The sequence below is a fragment of the Streptomyces sp. NPDC040610 genome, from assembly GCF_055594065.1.
Map to the genome: position 1 here is coordinate 289977 of NZ_JBVIXA010000002.1, position 24237 is coordinate 314213.

A 24237-nucleotide genomic window follows, 5' to 3' on the forward strand; every position below is an offset into this window, starting at 1 on the left:
CCCTGTCCTTAGTCCGTGAGGTGGCGGGTGATGATGGAGCACATCTCGGCCGCGGGCCCGGGCTCGTTCAGGCCCAGGTGCGTGGCGTCGATGTCGTAGGTGTGCAGGTCGCCCTCGATGTGGGGCTCCCAGAAGGCGGCCTGGGCCTCGGGGCTCCGCGTGGCCTTGAAGAACAGCGCGGTGCCCCGGTACGTCGGCTGGCTGAACTCCCGGACCATCCGGCCGTGCTGGACCATCAGGGCGGCGCCGTTGTCGATGAGCGCCCGGCGCTCCTCGCCGTCCTCCTCGCCCGGCAGGTAGTTCTCCAGGAAGTCCCTGGCCTCGTACAGGTCCAGGCGCGCGTCCTCCTGTGCGGCGAACCAGTCGCCCGGTACGGCGTCGAGGAGGACGACGAGGGGAACCTCGTGGCCACGGCGCTGCAGTTCCACGGCGACGGCCTGGCCGATCGGGCCGCCGATGGAGTGGCCGACGAGGTGGAAGGGGCCTTCCGGCTGGACGGAGAGGATCTGGTCGGCGTAGTCGGAGACCATGGCCTCGAAGGTCTCCGGCAGCGGCGCCCCGTCGAAGCCGCGGGCCTGGATGCCGTACGCCGGGCGGTCGCCGAGCTGCGTGGCCATGCCGAGGTAGGACCAGCACAGTCCGAAGCCGGGGTGGATGAACCACACGGGCGCCTTGCTGCCGCCGGTCTTCAGGGGCAGCACCACGCCGAACGGGTCGCTGTGCCCGGTGGCTTCGGAGCCCCCGGTCAGATGCGCGGCCACGTCGGCGACGGTCGGCGACTGGAACACCAGGCGGATCGGCACCTCGACCATCAGGACCGTGCGGATGCGGCTGATGAGCTTGGTGGCGAGCAGCGAGTGGCCGCCGAGGTCGAAGAAGTTGTCGTCGATGCCCACCTTCTCCACGCCGAGTACCTGGGCGAACAGGCCCGCGAGCACCTCTTCCTGCGGGGTGCGCGGGGCACGGTAGGCGGCCCCGCTGACGAGTTCGGGGGCGGGCAGCGCCTTGCGGTCGACCTTTCCGGCGCCGGCCAGCGGGATGGACTCCAGGGTGACGAACGCGGCCGGCACCATGTGCTCCGGCAGCCGCTCGGCGGCGAAGGCCCGCAGCTCGTCGGTGTCCGGTCCCTCCCCCTCGGCCGGGGTGACGTAGGCGACGAGGCGTTTGCCGGTGCCCCGGTCGTCGCGGGCGATCACCACGGCCTGGGTGATGCCGGGGTGTCCCGCGAGGACGGACTCGACCTCGCCGGGTTCGATGCGGAAGCCGCGGATCTTGACCTGGGTGTCGGCGCGGCCCTGGAAGACCAGGCCGCCGTCCTCGGTCCAGGCCACCACGTCACCGGTGCGGTACATGCGCTCCCCCGGCCCGCCGAAGGGGCAGGCCACGAAGCGCTCCGCGGTCAGGGCGTGCCGCCCCAGATAGCCGCGGGCCAGGCGCTGCCCGGCGACGTACAGCTCTCCGGGGACGCCGGGCGGCACCGGCCGCAGGGCCGTGTCGAGGACGTACAGACGGGTGTTCTCCATGGGCCCGCCGATCGGCACGGTGGCGGGGATGTTCTCGGGGTCGGTCACGAAGTGGTGGGAGGTGGCCGCGGTGGTCTCGGTCGGGCCGTAGCCGTTGACGACCTGGAGTCCGGGGCAGGTGCGCAGCGCCCGCTCCAGGGAGGCCGGGGCCACCACGTCGCCGACGGTCCACACCTCGCGGGCCCCGCTGAACGCCTCGGGGCTCTCGTCGGCGATGGTCATGAACAGTCCCGCCGCGAGGGCGAGTCCGGTCACGCCGTGCGCGGCGATCAGCTTCGCGAGGGCCGCCGCGTCCAGGCGTCCGGGCGGGGCGACGACGACGGTGCCGCCGCCGAGCAGCGGGATCCACAGCTCGTACGTCGAGGCGTCGAAGGCCTGCGGGTTGTGCATCAGCACCCGCTCGTGGCGGCCGCCGGCGAAGCAGCTGTCGGCGGCGAGGAGCACCACGTCGCGATGGGTGGTGCCGACGCCCTTGGGCAGCCCCGTCGAGCCGGAGGTGTACATCACGTAGGCGAGCTGGTCCGGGTGTCCGGCGGTGGCCGCGGCGAGCGGTCCCGCCTCGGCCCGGGCGATCTCGGCCGCGGTGCCGGGCTCGTCGACGACCAGGTGCGGGCAGGGGCTGTCGAAGAGCCGCTCCGAGATCTCCGCGTCGGTCACCAGGAGCACCGGTGCGGCGTCGCCGAGGAGGAACGCGAGGCGCTCGGCCGGGTAGTCCGGGTCGACGGGCAGATAGGTGCCGCCCGCCTTCAACACGGCCAGGACGGCGACGACTTGCTCCACCGAGCGCGGCAGCGCGAGTCCGACCACCGACTCCTGTCCGACGCCGCGCGCGGCCAGCACCCGGGCGAGCCGGTCGGCCCGCTCGTCCAGCTCCCGGTAGGTCACCTGCTCCTCGCCGAGGACCACCGCGATCCGGTCCGGCCCCTGCGCGGCCTGCTCGGCGAACGCCTCCTGGATGGTGCGCGCGGCCGCCGGGGCGACCGTGTCGTTCCATGCGGCGACGACCCGTTCGAGCTCGGCCTTCGGCATCAGGTCGAGGTGGCCGAGGGGGGTGTCGGGGTCGGCGGCCAGCTGCTCGAGGAGGCGCCCGAGGCCGGCGGCTATGCGTGCGGCCGTGGCGGGGTCGAACAGGCTCTCCTGGTAGTGCAGGCCCGTGCGCAGGTGCGGGGAGGCCTCGGCGGCCACGCCCATCGGGTAGTGGGCGCCGGTGACGGGCCGGGCACCGGTGATGGCGATGCCCGCCTCGTCGTGCGCCTCGACCAGGCCCGCCCGGTCGATCGGGTAGGACTCGAAGACGACCATCGTGTCGAAGAGGGTGCCGAGACCCGCGGCGTCCTGGATGTCGCTCAGACCGTGGTTCTGGTGGTCCATCAGGACGGCCTGGCTCTGCTGGAGCCGGGTCAGGACCTGCGCGAGGGTGTCCTGCGGGGTGTAGCGCACGCGCACAGGCAGGGCGTTGATGAACAGGCCCACCATGTCGTCGACGCCGGGCACCTGCGGCGGTCGGCCGGAGACGGTGGTGCCGAACACCACGTCCTGCCGCCCGGTCAGGGCGCCGAGCAGGACGCCCCAGGTGCCCTGCACCAGGACGTTGAGGGTGACGCCCAGTTCGGCGGCCCGCTGCGAGAGCATCCGGGACGTCTCCGTGGACAGCGGCACCTCGGCCGACCCGAACCCGCCCTCGTCGTCACCGGCGGCATCCGTTCCCGCCCCGGCGAGCATGGTCGGCGTGTCCACACCGTCCAGCTCGGTGGCCCAGGCGCGGGCCGAGGTGGCGCGGTCCTGCCCGGCGAGCCAGGTCAGGAAGTCCCGGTAGGGGCGCACGCGCGGCAGCTCGGAGGTGTCGCCGTCGGTGCCGTAGGCGCGGATCAGGTCCTGCAGGAGGTGCGGGATCGACCAGCCGTCGTACAGGGCGTGGCTGGCGGTGAAGACCAGCTCCGAGCGGCCCGGCTCCATCAGGACCAGGGTGAGCCGCATCAGGGGCGGCTTCGCCGGGTCGAAGTGGTCCGCGTGGTCGGCGGCGAGCAGCCGCTCCAGCTCGGCGTCGCGCGCCGTGTCGGAGAGATCCCTCAAGTCCACGACCTTGTACGGCAGTTCGACGCGGTCGCGGATGAGCTGTACGGGCTCGCCCGCCGCGCTGGTCACGAACGCGGCGCCGAGGTTCGGGTACCGGTCGAGGAGCACCTGACCGGCCCGGCGCATGCGCTCGGGGTCGACGTCGCCGGACAGGTGGAACGTCAGCTGCACGTGGTAGGCGTCGAACGAGGAGTCGGCCATCATGCTGTGGAACAGCAGGCCCGACTGCATCGGCGTCACCGGCCACACGTCCACCAGGCCCGGGTGGCTCTCCGTCCACACTTCGAGGTCGCGCTGGCTGACCTTGACGAGCGGCACGTCCGACGGTGTGAGGCCGCCCGCGTCGGGCCGCTCGGCGTGCCGGGCGAGGCCTTCGAGGGCCGTGCGCCACAGGTCCGCGAGCTGCTGCGCCTCGTCCCGGGTGAGCAGCCCGCCGGGGAAGCCGATGCCCGCGCTGAGCCTCGGTCCGGCCTCGGTGTCGGTGACGTACGCAGTGACTTCGAGGGTGGCCATGGCGGGCATGTCCGCGTCGGGCTGGGCGAACAGGTCGTCCACGTCGGCGGCGGCGGTCCAGCCGAGGCCCCGCAGGCTCTCCGGCATGTCGGCGGAGGCGAACCGGCCGAGGTAGTTGAAGGAGATCTGCCCGGTTCCGTGGTCCTGGAGGGCGGCCGCGGTCTCGGGGTTGAGGTAGCGCAGCAGGCCGAATCCGATGCCGTGGTCCGGTACGGCGTTCAGCTGCTCCTTGACGGCCTTGATGGCGCCGCCCGCGGCCCGGCCGCCGGTGGCGGCGTCGTCGAGGTCGAAGCCGCCGACGTCCAGGCGTACCGGGAACATGCTGGTGAACCAGCCCATCGTGCGGGACAGGTCCGCGCCCGGCGCCGCGCTCTCCTCACGGCCGTGGCCCTCCAGGCGGATCAGCGCCGAGGAGGCGTCGCGCTCGTCGACGCCCCGGGCGCGCCGCCACTGGGCGAGGGCCACCGTCAGCGCGGTGAGCAGGCCGTCGTTGACGCCGCCGTGGAAGGCTGCGGGCAGCGTGGTGAGGAGCGTGTCGGTCGCGGCCACCGGCAGTTCGAGGTGGACGGTCTCCACGGTGGCGCGCACGTCGAGCGCCGGGTCGAACGGACGGGACCCGATGGCCGGGTCGGGTCCGTCCAGGATGCCCTGCCACAGCGGGAGTTCGGCGACGCGGTCGGCGTCAGTGGCGTGCTCCTGGAGGGCGTGCGACCAGCGGCGTACGGAGGTCGTGACCGGGGCGAGTTCGGGGGTGCGGCCCTGGCCGAGCTGCTGCCAGGCCTCGGCGAGGTCGGGCAGGAGGATGCGCCAGGAGACGCCGTCGACGGCGAAGTGGTGCAGGACGATGATCAGGCGCCCGGGTGTGACGGCGCCCTCGGAGTCGCCCTGGCCCGGCGCGGCAGAGGTGTCGAACCAGACGAACTGGGCCATCAACCCGGCCTCCGGGTCCAACCGCCCCGCCGCCGCGTCCAGTTCCGCCGCGGCCCGCTCGTGCCAGTCCGGCCGGTCCCAGCCGCCCCGCCACTCCACGCGGTGGACCAGCTCGGCGGCGTCCACCGTGCCCGGCTCGGCCACCTCCAGGCCCTTGGTCCCGGTGAGCACCAGGCGGGAGCGGAGGATGTCGTGGCGGTCGACGACCGCGCCGAGCGTGGCGGCGAGGCCGTCGTGGTCGATGCCCGCGGGCAGGTCGACGACGGTCGACATGGTGAACCGGTCGCTGCCGCCGCCCAGTTCGAGAAGGTAGTGGCCGATCGGCAGCAGCGGCATGAAGCCGACGCCGCCGCCCTCCAGCTCCTCCAGGACGGTGCCGGTGCGGCCCGCGGCCGCGGCCTCGGCCAGCTCGGCGACCGTACGCAGCTCGAAGATCTGCCGGGGTGTGACCTCGAGGCCCTGGGCACGGGCCCGGGAGACCACCTGGATGGAGCGGATGCTGTCGCCGCCGACGGCGAAGAAGTCGTCGTCGACGCCGACGCTCTCCAGGCCGAGGACCTCGGCGTACACGGCGGCGAGCGTGTGCTCGTCGGCGGTGCGCGGCGCCCGGTAGGCGCCGCCGGTGAACTCGGGCTCCGGCAGGGCCTTGTGGTCCAGCTTGCCGTTCAGGGCCAGCGGGAGGCGGTCCAGCATCACGAAGGCGGCGGGCACCATGAACTCCGGCAGCCGCGCGGACACGAACTTGCGCAGGTCCCTGGCCTCGACACCGGCGGTGATGTCGTAGTTGTCGCCGGTCTCGTCGACCTCCACCGGGACGACGTAGCCGACGAGCTGGGTGCTGCCGCGCACCTCCCGGGCGACCACGGCGGCCTGGGCCACCGCGCGGTGGGCGGTGAGGGCCGCCTCGATCTCACCGGGCTCGATGCGGAAGCCGCGCACCTTGACCTGCGCGTCCCCGCGGCCGACGTAGTCGAGCTGGCCGTCGGCCCGCCAGCGGGCGAGGTCGCCGGTACGGTACATCCGCGCGCCGGGCCCGCCGAACGGGTCGGGCACGAACCGCTCGGCGGTGAGCGCGGCCCGGCCGTGGTAGCCGCGGGCCACGTTGCCCGCGACGTACAGCTCGCCCACCACACCGACGGGTACGGGCGCGAGGCCCGGGCCGAGGACGTAGGCGCGCATGTTGCCGAGCGGGGCGCCGATGGGGGCGCCCGCGGCGCCGGTGCCGTCCTCGGCGATGGTGCTGGTGGTGGCGTAGAAAGACTCGGTCTGGCCGTAGGCGTTGACGACGCGCACGCCGGGGATGGCCTCGCGCACCCGCTCCACGAGCGAGGCGGGCAGGGCCTCGCCCGCGAACACCACCGCGTCCGCCGTGATGTCCACGTCGGCCTGGTCGAGCAGCCCGGCGAGGACGGACGGGACGGTGCTGATCACGCCGCCGGACCACCCGCCGCGCTCGCCGACGACCAGTACGTCGCGGACGACCTCGACGGTGCCGCCCCGGGCGAGCGTGGTGACGGTCTCGAAGACGGACACGTCGAAGTTGACCGAGGTGCCCGCAAGCGTGCGGGTGCCCGCGTCGATGCCGACGGACTCCGCAAGGCGCAGCACGCCGTTGACGACGTCGCGGTGGGTGATGGTCACGCCCTTGGGCACACCGGTGGAGCCGGAGGTGTACATCACGTACGCGGCGTTCGCGGGCCGCGCCGCCGTCACCGGGGCGTCCGCGCCGTCGTCCGTCAGGTCCCCGAGGTCGTCGAGGCTCTTCAGGATGAGCGCGGGGCGGGCGTCGTCGAGGATGTGGTCCAGGCGGGTGCTCGGGTACTTGGGGTCGATCGGCAGGTAGGCGCCGCCCGCCTTGAGGATGCCGAGCATGGCGACCACGAGGTCGGCCGAGCGCGGCAGGTTCAGGCCGACGATCGTCTCCGGGCCGACGCCGCGCGCGGCGAGCGCGTGGGCCACCCGGTCGGTGCGGGCCTCCAGTTCGGCGTAGGTGAGCTGCTCCTCGCCGAAGACGACGGCGGTCGCCCGCGGAGTCCGGGCGGCCTGCTCGGCGATGAGCTGCGGCACGGTCAGGTCGGGTGTCTCGGCGGCGGTGTCGTTGAAGCCGCGCAGGACCAGTTCGCGCTCGTCCGGCTCGACCAGGTCGACGGTGGCGACGGGCCGCGCGGGTTCGGCGGCGAGCCGGTCGAGCAGGCGCACGAAGCGGTCGGCGATCGTGCGGGCGGTGCCCTCGTCGAACAGGTCGGTGGCGTACTCCAGGACGCCGAGGACGCCACGCCCGGGCAGGTCGGCCATGTTGAAGAACAGGTCGAACTTGACGGTGTCGTTGGGCACGCGCTCGAACTCGACCTGCAGGCCGGAGAGTTCGAAGTCCTGCCGGTTGAAGTTCTGCCAGGCGAACATCACCTGGAACAGTGGCGAGTACGCCGTGGAGCGCTCCGGGTTCAGGACCTCCACCAGGCGCTCGAAGGGCACGTCCTGGTGGTCGTAGGCGGCAAGGGACTTGGTGCGGACCTGGTCCAGGACGTCGTTGAAGGTGGGGTTGCCGTCGAGGCGGGCGCGCAGCACCCAGGTGTTGACGAAGAAGCCGACCATGTCGGTCAGGTTCTCGTCGGTGCGGTTGGCGATCGGCGAGCCGATGGTGACGTCGTCGCCACCGCCGAGGCGGTTCAGGAGCACCGCGAGGGCGGCCTCCAGGACGATCGCCACGGTCGCGCCGCGCTCCCGGGCCAGTTCGCCGATGCCCGCGACGGTATCCGGGTCGAGGGCGAAGTCGACGTGGGCGCCGCGGTGGCTGGCCTTGGGCGGCCGGGTGCGGTCGGTGGGCAGTTGCAGGGGCTGCGGTACGCCGGTCAGCTCGCCGCGCCAGTAGTCGAACTGGGCCGTGAGCAGGCTGTCGGGGTCGTTCTCGTCGCCGAGCAGGTCGCGCTGCCACAGGGTGTAGTCGACGTACTGGGCGGGCAGTTCGGGCCAGCGCGGGGCCTGACCCGCGAGCCGGGCCGCATAGGCGTCCGCGAGGTCACGGAACATGGGCGCCATCGAGGAGCCGTCACTGGCGATGTGATGGACCATCAGGACCAGGACGTGGTCGTGCTCGGCGAGCCGCAGCAGCACCGTGCGCACGGGGATCTCCGTGGCCAGGTCGAAGCGGTAGGAAGCGAAGTCCATGATCGAGGCGGTCAGGTCCGCCGCCGCCACGTCCACCACGGGCACGTCGAGGCGCACCTCGGCGGCCGGCAGGACCCGCTGGTAGGGGGTGCCGTCGGGGTCCTCGGCGAAGAGGGTGCGCAGACTCTCGTGCCGGGTCACCACGTCGCGTACCGCCGCCGCGAGCGCGTCGGGGTCAAGATCGCCCGTCAGGCGCAGCGGGAAGGGCGCGTTGTACGTGGCCGAGGGGCCCTCGAACTTGTCGAGGAACCACAGGCGGCGCTGGGCGAAGGACAGCGGCACCCGCTCCGGGCGCGGCTCGACGCGGACCATCGGCGGGCGGGCCCGGTCGCCCTCGGAGAGGTGACCGGACAGGCCCACCACCGTCGGCGCGGCGAACACCGCGCGGATGGGCAGCTCCACACCGAGGACGGCGCGGATGCGGCTCACCAGGCGGGTGGCGAGCAGCGAGTGGCCGCCCAGGGCGAAGAAGTCGTCGTCGATGCCGACCCGGTCCAGGCCGAGGACCTCGGCGAACAGGCCGCACAGCAGCTCTTCCTGCGGGGTGCGCGGGTCCCGTCCTGTGGCCTGGGCGACGAAGTCGGCGACGGGCAGCGCCTTGCGGTCCAGCTTGCCGCTGGCCATCAGGGGCACCTCGGCGATGGCCACCACCGATGCGGGCACCTGGTGCGCGGGCAGCCGCTCGGTGAGGTAGTCGCGCAGCGAGCCCACGAGGGTGCCGATGCGTCCGGCCGCGGCGGGCTCGCTGGCCAGCTCGCGGTCGGCGCGTCCGGCGGGCACGAAGAGGCCCGTCAACTGGTCGGGCAGTTCGGGGCCCTGCGGGAAGACCAGGACGTCGAAGCTCTCGGCCACCGCTCCCGACCAGGTCAGGAGCACCGTCCAGCCCTGCTCGGCGGCCTGGTCCCAGACGTCCTGCGGGTCCACGGCGGGGCCCGTCACGGCGGGGGCGGTCATGAGCCCCGCGGCGACCGCGAGGTCCACCTCCTCCGTGAGGCGGGCGTTGGGGATGCCCACGACCCGCAGCACCTCGGTGTCCTCGCGGGCGGCGCACAGCTGCGCCAGCTCGCGCAGGTCGCCGACCTGGCGGCCCCAGTACAGCGGGGGCGCCTCGGTCAGCTCCACCGGCGCCGCGGGCTGCTTGTGCAGCACGGCCTCGTAGCGGTGGCGGGTGAGTTCGTTGTGGGCGCGGCCGGGCTTGAGGCGGATGTCCACGCCGGCGGCGCCGTGCCGCGCGGCCCACTGGGTGAACCACTCCGGGTCCAGGACCAGTTCCTGCTCCATGAGCATGGCGCGGGTGATCGCGGCCCGGGCCTGGGAGGTGGCTGCCTCCGGCTGGTGGGCGTGCTGGACGCCCGCGCGGAACAGCCGCAGGGTGGCGGCGTTGCGGACGTCGCCGACGATGATCCGGCCGCCGGGCGCGAGGAGTTCGAAGGCCTGCGCCAGGACGCGGTCGAGGTAGTCGGCGTCCGGGAAGTACTGCACCACCGAGTTGAGCACGACGGTGTCGAAGTGGCCCTGGGGCAGCCCGGTCACGTCGTCGGCGGCGCGGTGGCGCAGGGTCGCCTTGTCGGCGTACCCGGCCTGCTCGGCCTCGTGGGCGAGGCGCTCGATGACGGCGGACGACAGGTCGGTGGCCCAGTACTGCTCCACGTGCGGCAGGACGTGCGCCATCAGCAGGCCGGAGCCGACGCCGATCTCCAGGACGCGGCGCGGGCCGCGGCTGAGGATCTGCCGGACCGCCGCGTCCCGCCACTCGCGCATCTCGTGCAGGGCGAGCGGCCGGTCGGTGTAGGTGGAGTCCCAGCCGGTGAAGTCCTCGCCCCAGACGGTGTTCGCCGCGGAGTAGACCTGGTCGTAGATGGTCTCCCACTCCTCGACCTGGCGCTCGGCGGCGGCGCTCTGGCCGGTGCCGTCCAGGTGCGGGACGACGTAGCCCATGAGGCGCCGCTCCCCGGCCTCGTCCTCCTGGACCGTCACCACGGCCTGCGCGACACCGGGGTGGGTGGAGAGGGCCGCCTCGACCTCGGCGGGTTCGATGCGGAAGCCGCGGATCTTGACCTGGGTGTCGACGCGGCCGTGGAAGACCAACAGGCCCTCGTCGGTCCAGGCCACGACGTCGCCGGTGCGGTACATCCGCTCCCCCGGCGCGCCGAAGGGGCAGGCCACGAAGCGCTCGGCGGTCAGGCCCGGGCGGTTGCGGTAGCCGCGGGCCAGGCGCTCCCCGCCGATGTACAGCTCGCCGGGCACGCCGGGAAGGACGGGCCGCAGCGCGGCGTCCAGGACGTAGACCTGGGTGCTGTCGAGGGGGCGGCCGATCGGGACGACCTCGCCGATGTCCTCGTGGCGCTCCATGTTGTGGATGGAGGTGGCCATGGTGGCCTCGGTGGGCCCGTAGCCGTTGACGACCCGCAGGCCGGGGCAGGTGTCGAGGACGCGCCGCACCAGGGCGGGCGCCACCGCGTCACCGGCCGACCAGACCTCGCGCACGCCGGTGAAGGCCTCGGGCATCTCGTCGGCGATGACCATGAACAGGCCCGCCGTCATGACGACGCCGGTCACGTCGTGCTCGCGCACGGCCGCCGCAAGGGTGGCCGCGTCCAGGCGGCCGGGCGGGGTGATGACGATGGTGCCGCCGCCGAGCAGGGGGATCCACTGGTCGTAGGTGGAGGCGTCGAAGGCCTGCGCGTTGTGCATGAGGGCGCGCTCGTGGTTGCCGCCCGCGTAGCAGCTGTCGGCCGCGAGGCTCACGACGCCCCGGTGGGTCACGCCCACGCCCTTGGGGCGGCCCGTGGAGCCGGAGGTATACATCAGGTAGGCGAGCTGGTCCAGCTGCCCGGCCTGCGCGGAGGCCAGCGGCTCCGCCGAGGCGGCGGTGATCTCGGCGGCGGTGTCGGGCTCGTCGACGACCAGGAACGGGCAGGGGCTCTCGGGCAGGTCGGCGGCGATCCGCGCGTCGGTCACCACCAGGGTGGGGTCGGCGTCGCTGAGCATGAACGCGAGGCGGTCGGCCGGGTATTCGGGGTCGACGGGCAGATAGGCGCCGCCCGCCTTCTCGATGGCCAGGAGCGACACGATCTGCTCCACGGAGCGCGGCAGGGCGAGCCCGACCACGGACTCCTGCCCGACGCCCCGCGCGGCCAGGACCCGGGCGAGGCGGTTGGCCCGCTCGTCGAGGTCCCGGTACGTCAGGGTCCGGGCGCCGTCCACCACGGCGGGGGCGTCCGGGGTCCGTGCCACGTGCGCCTCGAAGACCTGGGGGACGGTCTGCCGGGCGATCGCGGCGGGGGTGTCGTTCCAGTCGGTGAGGATCCGCTTGCGCTCGTCGTCCTCCAGGATGCCGAGGGCGGCCACCGGGGTGTCCGCGTCGCGCGCCAGGAGTTCCAGGATCCGCGCGAGGCGGCCCGCGATGGCGCCGACCTGGGCGGCGTCGAACACGTGCGGCCGGTACTCGATGCCGACCTTCAGGTGCGGCTCGGCGAGCGCCATGACGACCAGCGGGTAGTGCGCGCCGCTGAGCGGGCTGATGCCGGTCAGCTCGATCCCGGCGGCGGCTCCGGCCTCGCTGAGGGCGACGGCGTCGATCGGGAAGGACTCGTAGCCGACCATGGTGTCGAACAGCGTCGGCAGGCCCACCGCCTGGTGGATGTCGAGCAGCCCGTGATGGTGGTGGTCGAGCAGCGCGCTCTGGCGCTCCTGCAGGTCGGTGAGGAGCTCGCGCAGGGTGGTGCCGGGGGCGCAGTTCACCCGCACGGGCAGCGAGTTGATGAACAGGCCGACCATCTCGTCGGCCCCCGTGACCTGGGGCGGGCGGCCGGAGACCGTGGTGCCGAACACCACGTCCTGGCGCCCGGTCAGGCCCGCGAGGAGGACCGCCCAGGAGCCCTGGATCAGGGTGTTCAGGGTGATGCCGAGGTCGGCGGCCCGGCGCGCCAGGTCGCGGCCCGTCTCCGGGGACAGCGGTACGTCCGCCATGGCGATGCCCGCCGGTTCCGCGTCGCTGTCGGCCGCGCCCGGCGCGAGGAGCGTCGGTGACTCGACGCCGGACAGCTCCGTGGCCCAGGCGCGGGCCGCCGCGCCCTCGTCCCGCTCGGCGAGCCAGGACAGGAAGTCGCGGTAGTCGCGGATCCTGCCGAGGCCGCTCGCGTCGCCCGCCGAGCCGTACAGGCGCAGCAGGTCCTCCATGACGAGGGGCAGCGACCAGCCGTCGAACAGGACGTGGTGGGCGGTGAAGACCAGCTCCCACCGGTCGGCGGCCAGCTTGACCAGCGACATGCGCACCAGGGGCGCGGTGGCCGGGTCGAAGTGGCGGGCGTGCTCCTCGGCGAGGTGGCGCTTGAGCCGCTGCTCGCGCTCGCCGTCGGCGAGGCCGCTGAGGTCGTACTCGGCCCAGGGCAGCTCGACGTGCTCGTGCACGAGCTGGACGCGGCGGCCGTTGTCGGCCATGACGAACGCGGCCCGCAGGGTCGGGTAGCGCTCCAGGAGTGCCTGTCCGGCGGCGCGCATCCGGGCGCCGTCGACCTCGCCGTTGAGGTGGAAGACGAGCTGCATCTGGTAGGCGTCGAAGGAGGCGCCTGCCAGTTCCGCGTGGAAGAGCAGGCCGTCCTGCATGGCGGTGAGCGGCCAGACGTCGGCGAGGTGCGGGTAGCGCTCCTCCCACGCTTCGAGCTGGGCCTGGTCGGCGGTGACCAGCGGAACGTCGGAGGGCGTCAGGCCGCCCGCGTCCGGCTGGTCGGCGTGGCGGGCGACGCCTTCGAGGGCCGTGCGCCACAGGGCGGCGAGCTCCTCGGCCTCGCCCTGGGACAGCAGGCCGGAGGGGAAGTCGAGGCGGGCGTCCAGGCGCGGGCCCTGCGGTGTGTCGGTGACGTAGGCGCTCACCGCGAGGGTCGCGAGGGCGGGCATGTCCGCGTCGAGGTCGGCGATCAGCTCGGTGGTGCCGTCGGCCTGGGTGAAGCCGAGGCCGCGCAGGTGCTCGGGCATGTTGCCGGAGCCCGTGTAGTGGCCCAGGTAGTTGAAGGAGATCTGCCCGGTGGGGTAGCGCTCCAGGATCTCGGCGGTCTCGGCGTTGAGGTGGCGCAGCATGCCGTAGCCGACGCCCTTGTCGGGCACGGCGAGGAGCTGTTCCTTGACGGCCTTGACGGCGGCACCGGCGGCGCGGCCGCCCGCGAGGGCGTCGTCGACGTCCACGCCCGCCACGTCGAGGCGCACCGGGTAGACGCTGGTGAACCAGCCGACCGTGCGGGACAGGTCCGCGCCCGGCGCCGCCGCTTCCTCGCGGCCGTGGCCCTCCAGGCGGATCAGCGTCGAGGCGGAGGCGTCGTCGGCCACACCCCGGCCGCGCCGCCACTTGGCGACGGCGAGGGCGAGGGCGGCGAGGAGGCCGTCGTTCACTCCGCCGCGGAACGCGCCGGGCAGGGTGGTGAGGAGCGTTTCGGTGGCCGCCGTCGGCAGGTCCATGTGCACCGTCCGCACGGTGGCGCACACGTCCACCGCCGGGTCGAACGGCCGCCCGCCGAGGTCCGGGTCGGGGCCGGTGACGATCGCGCGCCACAGCGCCAGCTCGCTCGTGCGCCGCTCGCCGGCCGCCTCGTCGGCCAGGGCGTGCGCCCAGCGCCGTACGGAGGTGGTGACCTCGGCGAGTTCGGGGGTGCGGCCGTCGCGGACCTGGCGCCAGGCCTCGGCGAGGTCGGGCAGCAGGATGCGCCAGGACACGCCGTCGACGACGAAGTGGTGCAGCAGGATCAGGAGGCGTCCCGCGGTGTCGGCGCCCGCGTCGAACCACACGAACTGCGCCATCACTCCGCGCCGCGCGTCGAGGCGGTCCGCGGCGGCGTCGAGTTCGGCGGCGGCCTGGTCGCGCCACGCGCCGTCCCAGGCGCCGCTCCAGGTGACGCGGTGCAGCAGCGCGCCCGCGTCGACCGTGCCGGGGCCGGTCACGTCGAGTCCGGGGGCGGGGTCGGTGACGAGCCGGGAGCGGAGGATGTCGTGCCGGTCGAGGACCGCGCCGAGGGTGGCGAGCAGGCCGCGCTCGTCGATCCCGGCGGGCAGGTCCACGGTCATCGACATGGTGAACCGGTCGGTGCCGCCGCCCAGTTGGGTCAGGTAGTGACCGATGGGAAGGAGCGGCACGAAGCCGACACCGCCGCCGTCCAGTTCGTCGAGGACGGGACGGCCCGGGCCCTCGCCCGCCGCCTGCGCCAGCTCGGCCACGGTGCGGCACTCGAAGATCTGCCGCGGTGTGACGTCGACGCCCTGGGCGCGGGCGCGGGAGACCACCTGGATGGAGCGGATGCTGTCGCCGCCGATGGCGAAGAAGTCGTCGTCGACGCCGACGCGTTCGAGGCCGAGGACCTCGGCGTAGACGGCGGCGAGGGTGACTTCCTCGGCGGTGCGCGGGGCGCGGTACTCGCCGCCGGTGAACTCCGGCTCCGGCAACGCCTTGTGGTCCAGCTTGCCGTTGGGTGCCAGCGGAAGGCGGTCGAGCATCACGAACACCGACGGCACCATGAACTCGGGCAGCCGCCCGGAGACGAACCGGCGCAGGTCCCGCGCGGACACGATCGCCGTGAGGTCCAGGTCCAGGTCGCCGAGGCTCGACACGCTGTCGAGGCCGCCCTCGCCGGAGTCGACCGGCACGACATAGCCGACCAGTTGGGTGGAGCCGGGGCCCGCGTGGGTGGTCACCACGGCCTGCGCGACGCCCGGGTGCGCGGTCAGGGCCGCCTCGATCTCGCCGGGCTCGATGCGGAAGCCGCGCACCTTGACCTGCGCGTCGTCGCGGCCCGCGTACTCCAGCTGTCCGTCCGGGGTCCAGCGGGCGAGGTCGCCGGTGCGGTACATCCGCGCGCCGGGCTCGCCGTACGGGTCGGGGACGAAGCGTTCGGCGGTGAGTGCGGCGCGGCCGTGGTAACCGCGGGCCACGTTGCCCGCGACGTACAGCTCGCCCACGACGCCCGGTGCCACCGGCTCCAGGCCGGGGCCGAGGACGTAGGCGCGCATGTTGCCGAGGGGGGCGCCGATGGGGGCGCTGCCGGTGCCGCGCCAGCTGTCGTCGGCGGTGAAGGTGGTGGCGTAGAACGACTCGGTCTGGCCGTAGGCGTTGACGACGCGGACGCCGGGGATGGCCTCGCGCACCCGCTCGACGAGGGCGGCGGGCAGGGCCTCGCCCGCGAAGACCACCGCGTCGGCCTGGAGCTTCCCGCCGACCTGGTCGAGGAGTTCGGCGAAGACGGAGGGGACGGTGCTGATGATGCCGCCGGACCAGCCGCCGCGCTCGCCGACGACCAGGATGTCGCGGACCACTTCGAGGGTGCCGCCGACGGCCAGGGTCGTGATCGTCTCGAAGACGGACACGTCGAAGTTGACCGAGGTGCCGGCCAGCGTGCGGGTGCCCGCGTCGATGCCGATGGCGTCGGCCAGGCGCAGCACGCCGTTGACGACGTCGCGGTGGGTGATGGTCACGCCCTTGGGCACACCGGTGGAGCCGGAGGTGTACATCACGTAGGCGGCGTTCGCGGGCTTGACGCGCGGCAGTTCGCCGCCTCGGCCCTCCGCGTCGCCCGGCTCGAAGTCGACGTCGTCGACGAACAGCGTCGGTATGTCCGTCGTCGGCAGCACGCCCACGGTGTCGGCGCTGGTCAGGACCAGGCACGGGCGGGCGTCGCGGAGGATGTGGTCCAGGCGGGTGCTGGGGTAGCGGGGGTCGATCGGCAGATAGGCGGCACCGGACTTGAGGATGCCGAGCATGGCCACGACCAGGTCGGCGGAGCGCGGCAGCGCCAGGCCGACGACGCTCTCCGGACCGGCGCCGCGTGCCACGAGCTCGCGGGCGAGCAGCCCGGCCCGCGCGTCGAGTTCGGCGTAGGTCAGCTCCGTGTCGCCGTGGACCACGGCGAGCGCGTCGGGTGTCGCCTCGGCCCGGCGCTCGACCAGGCCCGCGATGCTCACCTCGGGCGTCTCCGCCGCCGTCTCGTTGAAGGTGCCGAGGACGAGCCTGCGCTCGCCCGCGTCCAGGACGTCCGCGAGGGCGACGGGCCGCTCCGGCGCGTCCACGAGGTGGCGCACGAGGCGGACATAGCGTTCGGCGACGGCTTCGGCCGTGGACCGGTCGAACAGCTCGGTGGCGTACTCCAGGGACACGGAAAGGCCCGGCTCGTCGGGGTCCGCGAAGCAGCTGAACTCCAGGTCGAACTTGGCGGTCGGCGTCGGCAGGCCGGTGCAGCGGGCGGTGAGGCCGCCGTGGAGTTCGAGGGTGACCGAGCGGTGGGTCTCCCAGGTGAACATCGTCTGGAACAGCGGGTGGTAGGCCGTGGACCGCTCGGGGTTGAGCATCTCCACCAGGCGCTCGAAGGGGGCGTCCTGGTGGTCGTAGGCGGCCATGGCCTTCTCGCGGACCCGGCCGAGCAGGTCCTCGAAGGACGGGGTGCCGGACAGGTCGGTGCGCAGCACCCAGGTGTTGACGAAGAAGCCGACCAGGTCGTCGAGCTGGCTGTCCATGCGGCCCGCGACGGTGGAGCCGATGGTGACGTCCGCGCCCGCGCCGAGCTGCTGCAGGAGCGCCGCGAGCGCCGCCTGGAAGACCATCGGCGCGGTCACGCCGTGGCGGTGGGCGAGCTCCTCGGCCCGGCCGTACAGCTCCGCGTCGACGCGGAAGTCCACGACGTCGCCGTGGCGTCCGGCGACGGGCGGGCGCGGCCGGTCGGCGGGCAGGCGCAGCGGCTGCGGGACGCCGGTGAGTTCGCCGCGCCAGTAGTCGAGCTGGGTGGCGAGGATGCTCTTGGGGTCGTTCTCGTCGCCGAGCAGGTCGCGCTGCCACATCGTGTAGTCGACGTACTGCACGGGGAGTTCGGGCAGGTCGGGTTCGGCGCCCTCGGCGCGTGCGGTGTAGGCGGCGGCGAGGTCGCGGACGAGCGGGGCCATGGACTCGCCGTCGGTGGCGATGTGGTGGGCGAGCAGGAGCAGCTGGTGGTCCTGGGGGCCGCTGCGGAACAGGGTGGCCCGTACGGGGATCTCCTCGGCCAGCGTGAACGCGTACTGGGCGGCCCGTGCGACGGCCGCGTCCCGGTCCGCGGGCGCCACCTCGACGAGCGGCACGTCCAGGTGGACGTCCTCGGCGGGGACGACCTCCTGTGCCGGTACGCCGTCGGCGTTGTCGATGATCAGGGTGCGCAGGCTCTCGTGCCGGACCACCACGTCCCGTACGGCCGCGGTGAGCGCCGCCACGTTCAGCTCACCCGTCAGCTCGATGAGGAACGGGAGGTTGTATGTGGCCGAGGGACCCTCGAAACGGTCGATGAACCACAGACGGCGCTGCGCATAGGACAACGGGATCATTTACTTTGCACTCCTGTTCATCTTCTGCAGACGGGGCCGCCTGGTGGTCGATGCCTCCAGGACGGTGCGCGAGAGGTCGGCGACGTCGCGGGAGTCGAGCACCGCGCGGATGGGAACGTCGACGCCGAAGCTGTCGCGGATGTGATTGGTCAGGCGGGTGGCGAGCAGGGAGTGGCCGCCCAGGTCGAAGAAGTTGTCGTCGATGCCGACCCGGTCGAGGCCGAGGACTTCGGCGAACAACGAGCAGAGCTGTGCTTCCTGCGGAGTGCGCGGGGCCCGCCCGGCGCTCTGCGCGGCGGGCGCGGGGTCGGGAAGCGCCTTGCGGTCCACCTTGCCGTTGGCGGTGAGGGGGATCTCGGCGAGGGCCACGAGGCCGGTGGGCACCAGGTGGGCCGGGAGGAGTGCGGTGAGGTGCTCGCGCAGCGCGGCGATCAGGGCGTCGGCGCTTCCGGCGGTCCGGGTACCGGCGGTGAGCCCGGCCCCGCCCCCTCCCCCGGCGCCGTCGTCCGGCTCCGGCACCACGTAGCCGACGAGTTGCTTGCCCGCCTTGCCGGTGCAGTCCCGGGCCACGACCACGGCCTGCGCCACATCGGGGTGGCCGATGAGGGCCGCCTCGACCTCCGCGGGCTCGACGCGCACTCCGCGGATCTTGATCTGGTCGTCGGCGCGCCCGGCGTATTCGAGCTGCCCTTCGGCGTTCCAGCGGGCCAGGTCCCCGGTGCGGTACATGCGCGCGCCCGCCGGGCCGAAGGGGTCGGCGACGAAGCGCTCGGCGGTCAGGGACTGCTGCCGGTGGTAGCCGCGGCCGAGGCGGCCCGCCACGTACAGCTCGCCGACCACGCCGGGCGGTACGGGGGTGAGGCCGGGGCCGAGGACGTAGGTGCGCATGTTGCCGATCGGGGTGCCGATGGGCGCGCTGGCGGTGCCCTGCCAGGTGTCGTCGGCGGTGAAGGTGGTGGCGTAGAACGACTCGCTCTGGCCGTATGCGTTGATCACGCGCACGCCGGGCAGGGCCTCGCGCACCTTGGCGACCAGGGACGCGGGCAGCGCCTCACCGGCGAACACCACGGTCCTGAGCCCGGTGATGGTGCCCATCTGGTCGCGGAGTTCGGCGAAGACCGACGGCACCGTGCTGATCACGTCGGCGGTCAGGGAGGTGCGTTCGCCGAGGACCATGGCGTCGCGGACCACTTCGACGCAGCCACCCCGGGAGAGGGTGGTGACGATCTCGAAGACGGACACGTCGAAGTTGACGGAGGTGCCGGCCAGCATCCGCGTGGACGCGTCGACGCCCACGCGCCGGGCGAGCCGGGCGACGCCGTTGACCACGTTGGCGTGCGTGATCATGACCCCCTTGGGGGTGCCGGTGGAGCCGGAGGTGTACATCACGTACGCCAGGTGGTCCGGGCTCGGCGGCTCGGTCCTGTCCGGGCCCACCCGGTCCGGGGCGCCCTGGAGGTCCACGTCGTCGAGGTACAGGGACGGCGTGTCCGTCCTCGGCAGCACCTCGACCGTCGCGGAGTCGGTGAGGATCAGGGCCGGGCGGGCCTGGGCGAGGATGAAGTCCAGGCGGTGGCTGGGGTAGGCGGGGTCGATCGGGAGGTATCCGGCGCCCGACTTGAGGACGGCGAGCATGCCGGTGACGAGGTCCGCCGTGCGCGGCAGGGCCAGGCCCACCACCTGTTCCGGCCCGGCGCCGCGCGCGCACAGCTCGCGGGCGAGGACGTTGGCGCGGGCGTTCAACTCGCGGTACGTGAGGGAGTGTTCGCCGCAGACCACGGCGGTGGCGTCGGGCGTCTCGGCGACCTGCTTCTCGATCAGCTCGGGGATCGTGTGCGCGGCCGTCGGCTCCGCGGTGTCGTTCCACTCGCCGACGATCCGGTGGCGCTCGCCGTCGTCGAGGAGGTCGACGAGGCCCACGGGGGTGCCCGGCTCCTCGGTGAGCCCCGTCAGGACGCGGCCGAGGCGGGTGGCCAGGTCGTCGGCCGCGGCCGCGTCGAGGGCGTGCCGCTGGTACTGGACGGTCAGGCGCGGGTGGGCGCCGTCGGGGTAGACGAACAGGGTCACCGGGTAGTGGCTCGCGGTGAAGGAGCGCAGGCCGCTCACCGAGATCCCGGCGGCCTCGCTCGCCTCGGCGATGCCCGTGCGGTCCAGCGGGAACGACTCGAAGGCGACCACGGTGTCGAAGAGCGCCGCGAGCCCGGTGCCGCGCTGGATCTCGGTGAGGCCGAGGTGGTGGTGGTCGAGGAGCGCGGCCTGCCGGTCCTGGAGTTCGGTGAGGACCGCCGCGAAGGGTGTCGCGGGTGCGCAGCGGACGCGTACGGGAACGGTGTTGAGGAACATGCCGACGACGGAGTCGACGCCCGGCAGCGTGGGCGGCCGTCCGGACACCGTCGCGGAGAACACCACGTCCTGCCGTCCGGTCAGCTGGCCGAGGAGGACTCCCCAGGCGCCCTGGACGAGGGTGTTCAGGGTGACGCCCGAGTCGGCGGCGCGGGCGGCGAGTTCACGGACCTGGGCGGGGGTGAGCGGGACGTCGGTCTGGTCGATGCCGGGGCTCGCGGTGTCGAGGGCGGCGGGGGCGACCAGCGTCGGCTCGGTGACGCCGTCGAGTTCGTCGGCCCAGGCGCGCAGGGACTCCTGCGGGTCCTGCCGCTCCAGCCAGGCCAGGTACTCCCGGTAGCTGCGGGCCCGCCCGAGCGCCGAGGCGTCGCCGTCCGCCGCGTAGAGCTGCAGCAGGTCCTGGATGAGCAGCGGCAGCGACCAGCCGTCCACCAGGACGTGGTGCACCGTCAGGACGACGGCGTGGCGGTCGGCCTCCGTGATGATGTGGGCCAGGCGCAGCATGGGCGGCGCGGCCGGGTCGAAGTGGGCCTTCAGGTCCTCGGCGAGGAAGTCCTCGTACGCCGTGGTGCGTTCGGCCGCGGCGTGGCCGGTGAGGTCGAGGTGGCGCCAGGGCACCTCGACGCCGTCGACGACGAGTTGGACCAGGTCGCCTCCGGGGCCGGGCACGAACGCGACGCGCAGGGCGGGGTGGCGGTCGAGCAGGGCCTGGGCGGCGGTGCGCAGCCGGGTGGTGTCCACGGGTCCGGACAGGTGCAGGACGTACTGCTCGTGGTAGGCGTCGAAGTCGGATCCGGACTCGGCGACCAGCTTGGAGTGGAAGAGCAGTCCGGACTGCAGGGGCGAGGCCGGCCAGACGTCGGACAGGCCGGGGTAGCGCCGCTCCCAGCCCTCGATGTCGCCCTGCTCGACGGGGGTGAGGAGCACGTCGGAGGGGGTGAGGCCACCGGCGCCGGGGTCGGCGGTGTGCCGGGCGAGGCCGGTGAGTGCGGCGCACCAGAGGTCTGCGAGTTCACGCACCTCCGCGGCGCTGAGCACGCCTTGCGGGGCAGTGAACAGGGCGCCGAGGCTGGGGCCTTCGGGGGTGTCGGTGACGTGGGCGTTGATGTCGAGCTCGGCGAGGGCGGCCATGCGGGGGTCCTGGCCCGCGTCCAGTTCGGCAAGTTCCGTCAGGCCGGGGGTCTGGGTGAAGCCGAGGCCGCGCAGGTTCTCGGGCATGTCGGCGGCGGCGGAGAAGCGGCCCAGGTAGTTGAAGGAGATCTGGCCGGCCTCGTGGCCCTTGAGGGCGTCGGTGGTCTCGGGGTTGAGGTAGCGCAGCAGGCCGTAGCCCATGCCCTTGTCGGGGACGCCGGCCAGGTGCTCCTTGACGGTCTTGACGGCGCGGCCCGCGGCGGCGCCGCCCGCGAAGGCCTCGTCGAGGTCGGTGCCCGAGAGGTCGAGGCGGACCGGGAAGACGCTGGTGAACCAGCCGACGGTGCGCGACAGATCGGCGCCCGGCGCCACGGTCTCCTCACGGCCGTGCCCCTCGAGGCGGATCAGCGTGGACGGTTCCTCGACGCCACGGCCGTGCCGCCACCGCGCGACCGCCATCGCCAAGGCGGCGAGCAGGCCGTCGTTCACACCGCCCCGGTAGGTCGCGGGCAGGGTGGTCAGGAGCGCCTCGGTGACGGCCGGGGGCAGCTGCACCCGCACCTTGCCGAGGGTGGCGACGACGTCGACGGCGGGGTCGAGCCGCCGGGTGCCGAGCACCGGGTCCGGTCCTTCGACGACGGACTTCCAGTGCTCCAGTTCCGCGGTGCGGCCGGGGCGGCCCGCCTCCTCGACCAGGGCGTGCGACCAGCGGCGCACGGAGGTGGCGACCGGCGCGAGTTCAGGTGTCGTACCGGCGCGCACCTGCTGCCAGGCCGCCGCCAGGTCGGGCATCAGGATGCGCCACGAGACGCCGTCGACGACCAGGTGGTGCAGGGCGAGCAGCAGCCGCCCGGCCCGCTCGGGCCCGGCGTCGAACCACACGAACTGCGCGACGGTCCCGGCGACGGGGTCGAGGCGTCCGGCGGCGGCGTCCAGTTCGGCGAGCAGCGACTTGTGCCACTCGTCCGCGTCCCACTGGCCCGCGCACTCCACGCGCCGGATGAGCGACGCCGTGTCCACGGAGCCCGGGGCCTGGGTGACCAGGCCGCTGAGGACGCCCTGCACCAGGCGTGCCCGCAGCAGGTCGTGCCGGTCGACGACCGCGCCGAGCGTCGCAGCGAGGCCCGCCTCGTCGATGCCCTGGGGCAGGTCGAGGACCATCGCCTGGAGGAACCGTTCGAAGCCGGGGCCGCGGCCCTGCAGCCAGCGCGTCACCGGCAGATGCGGTACGAAGCCGATGCCGCCGCTCTCGAACTCCGCGAGGACCGGGGCGTCTTCACCGGTCCCGGCGGCGTTCGCCGCGTTGGCGGCCGCGGTCTCGGCGAGGTCGGCGACCGTGCGCCGCTCGAAGACCTCCCGGGTGCTGAGCACCACACCGCGGGCGCGCGCCCGGGTGACCAGCTGGATCGACTGGATGCTGTCGCCGCCGACGACGAAGAAGTCGTCGTCGACGCCGACCCGCTCCACGCCGAGGACCTCGGCGAACAGCGCGGCGAGTATCTCCTCCCGCTCCGTGCGCGGCGCCCGGTAGACGGCGCCGCGGAACTCCGGCTCCGGCAGTCCCGCCCGGTCGAGCTTGCCGTTGGCCGTGAGCGGCAGTGCGTCGATGACCACGAACGCGGCCGGGATCAGGTACTCGGGCAGGGTGCGGGCGAGGAAGGCGCGCAGCTCGCCGGGGCCGAGGCCCGCCTGGAGGCCGAAGTGGCCCGTGCCGCCGCCGCGTTCGGCCTCCAGGGTGGCGTCGTCGGCGGCCGGGACGACATAGCCGACCAGTTGCTTGCCCCGGTTGCCGCGCCCCTCGTGCGGGACGACCACGGCGTGCGCCACCCGGGGGTGCAGTTCCAGGGCGGCCTCGATCTCGCCGGGCTCGATGCGGAAGCCGCGGATCTTCACCTGGGCGTCCGAGCGGCCCTCGAAGCTCACTTCGCCGTCGGGGGTGCGGGAGACGACGTCGCCGGTGCGGTACATGCGCTCGCCGGGCGCGCCGAAGGGGCAGGCCACGAAGCGCTCGGCGGTCAGGGCGTGGCGGTTCAGATAGCCGCGGGCGAGGCCCGGACCCGCCAGGTACAGCTCGCCGCTGGTGCCGGGCGCCACCGGGCGCAGCCCGTCGTCCAGGACGTACGCGTCGATGCTGTCCATCGCCCAGCCGACGGGGAACGGCTCGGCCACGTCGGCGGGCTCGGACACCGGGCGGCACAGGGCGAACGTCGTCGTCTCGGTCGGGCCGTAGCCGTTGACGACCGTCAGGTCCGGGCAGCCGCGCAGCACCCGCCGCACCGCCTCGGGTGACACCACGTCACCCCCGGCCCACACCTCCCGCATCCCGGTGAAGCTCTCCGGCCGCTCCTCGGCGACGACCTTGAACAGACCGGCGGACATGAAGGCGGCGGTGACGCGGTGTTCGGTGATGAGGGCGGCCAGGGCGGTCGCGTCGAGGACACCCGGCGGGGCCACGACCACGGTGCCGCCGGACAGCAGCGGCACCCACAGTTCGTACGTCGAGGCGTCGAAGGCGAGCGGGGCGTGCTGCAGGACGCGGGTGTGCGCGCCGCCCGCGTAGCGGCCGTCCAGGGCGAGGGTCACCACGTCGTGGTGGGTGACGGCCACGCCCTTGGGGGTGCCGGTCGAGCCGGAGGTGTAGATGACGTACGCGAGGTTGTCGGGGTGCCCGGGCGGGGGCGCGGCCGGGGTCTGGGGGGCGTCGGTCGTACGCGGTCCGCTCGGCGTGGTCGCTTCGGTGGTTCGCGGCCCGCTCCGCGCGAGCGCCTCTCTCGTGCCGGGCCCGTCGAGGACGAGGTGCGGGACGGTGCTCGGGGGCAGGGAGCGGGCGGTCTCGGTGTCGGTCACCAGGACCGTCGGCGCGGCGTCGGTCAGCATGAAGTCGAGGCGCTCGGCCGGGTAGTCGGGGTCGACCGGCAGATAGCCGCCGCCCGCCTTGAGCACGGCGAGGACCGACACGACGTACTCCGGCGACCGGCGCAGCGCCACGCCGACGATCGACTCCTGGCGCACCCCGTGCCCGGTGAGCACCCGCGCGAGCCGGTCGGCGCGCTCGTCGAGCTGGCGGTAGGTCCACGCGACGTCGGGTCCGCCGACGACCGCCACCGCGTCCGGTGTCGCGGCCGCCTGGCGCGCGAAGAGCGCGGCGACGGTCGCGTCGGGGGCGGGCAGGGCTGTGGCGGAAGACTCATGAGGGTCGGTCACGAAGGCTCCAGAGGCTCAG

General features: G+C 73.7%; 2 protein-coding genes. Both read right to left on the reverse strand.

What is annotated here, in order from left to right; genetic code table 11:
* Positions 1-8 precede the first annotated feature (8 nt).
* On the reverse strand, positions 9-17540 hold the full coding sequence (locus ACZ6AA_RS08265; RefSeq protein WP_471456924.1) for an amino acid adenylation domain-containing protein: 17532 nt from the start codon (positions 17538-17540) through the stop codon (positions 9-11).
* Positions 17541-24218, reverse strand: coding sequence for an amino acid adenylation domain-containing protein (locus tag ACZ6AA_RS08270; RefSeq protein WP_471456926.1), 6678 nt, complete (start codon positions 24216-24218; stop codon positions 17541-17543). It lies immediately after the preceding gene.
* Between the last annotated feature and the right edge of the window lie 19 nt (positions 24219-24237).

Bases quoted from the DNA above. Each gene is read 5' to 3' on its own strand.
- ACZ6AA_RS08265 (WP_471456924.1), bottom strand. From the start codon at position 17,540: ATGATCCCGTTGTCCTATGCGCAGCGCCGTCTGTGGTTCATCGACCGT.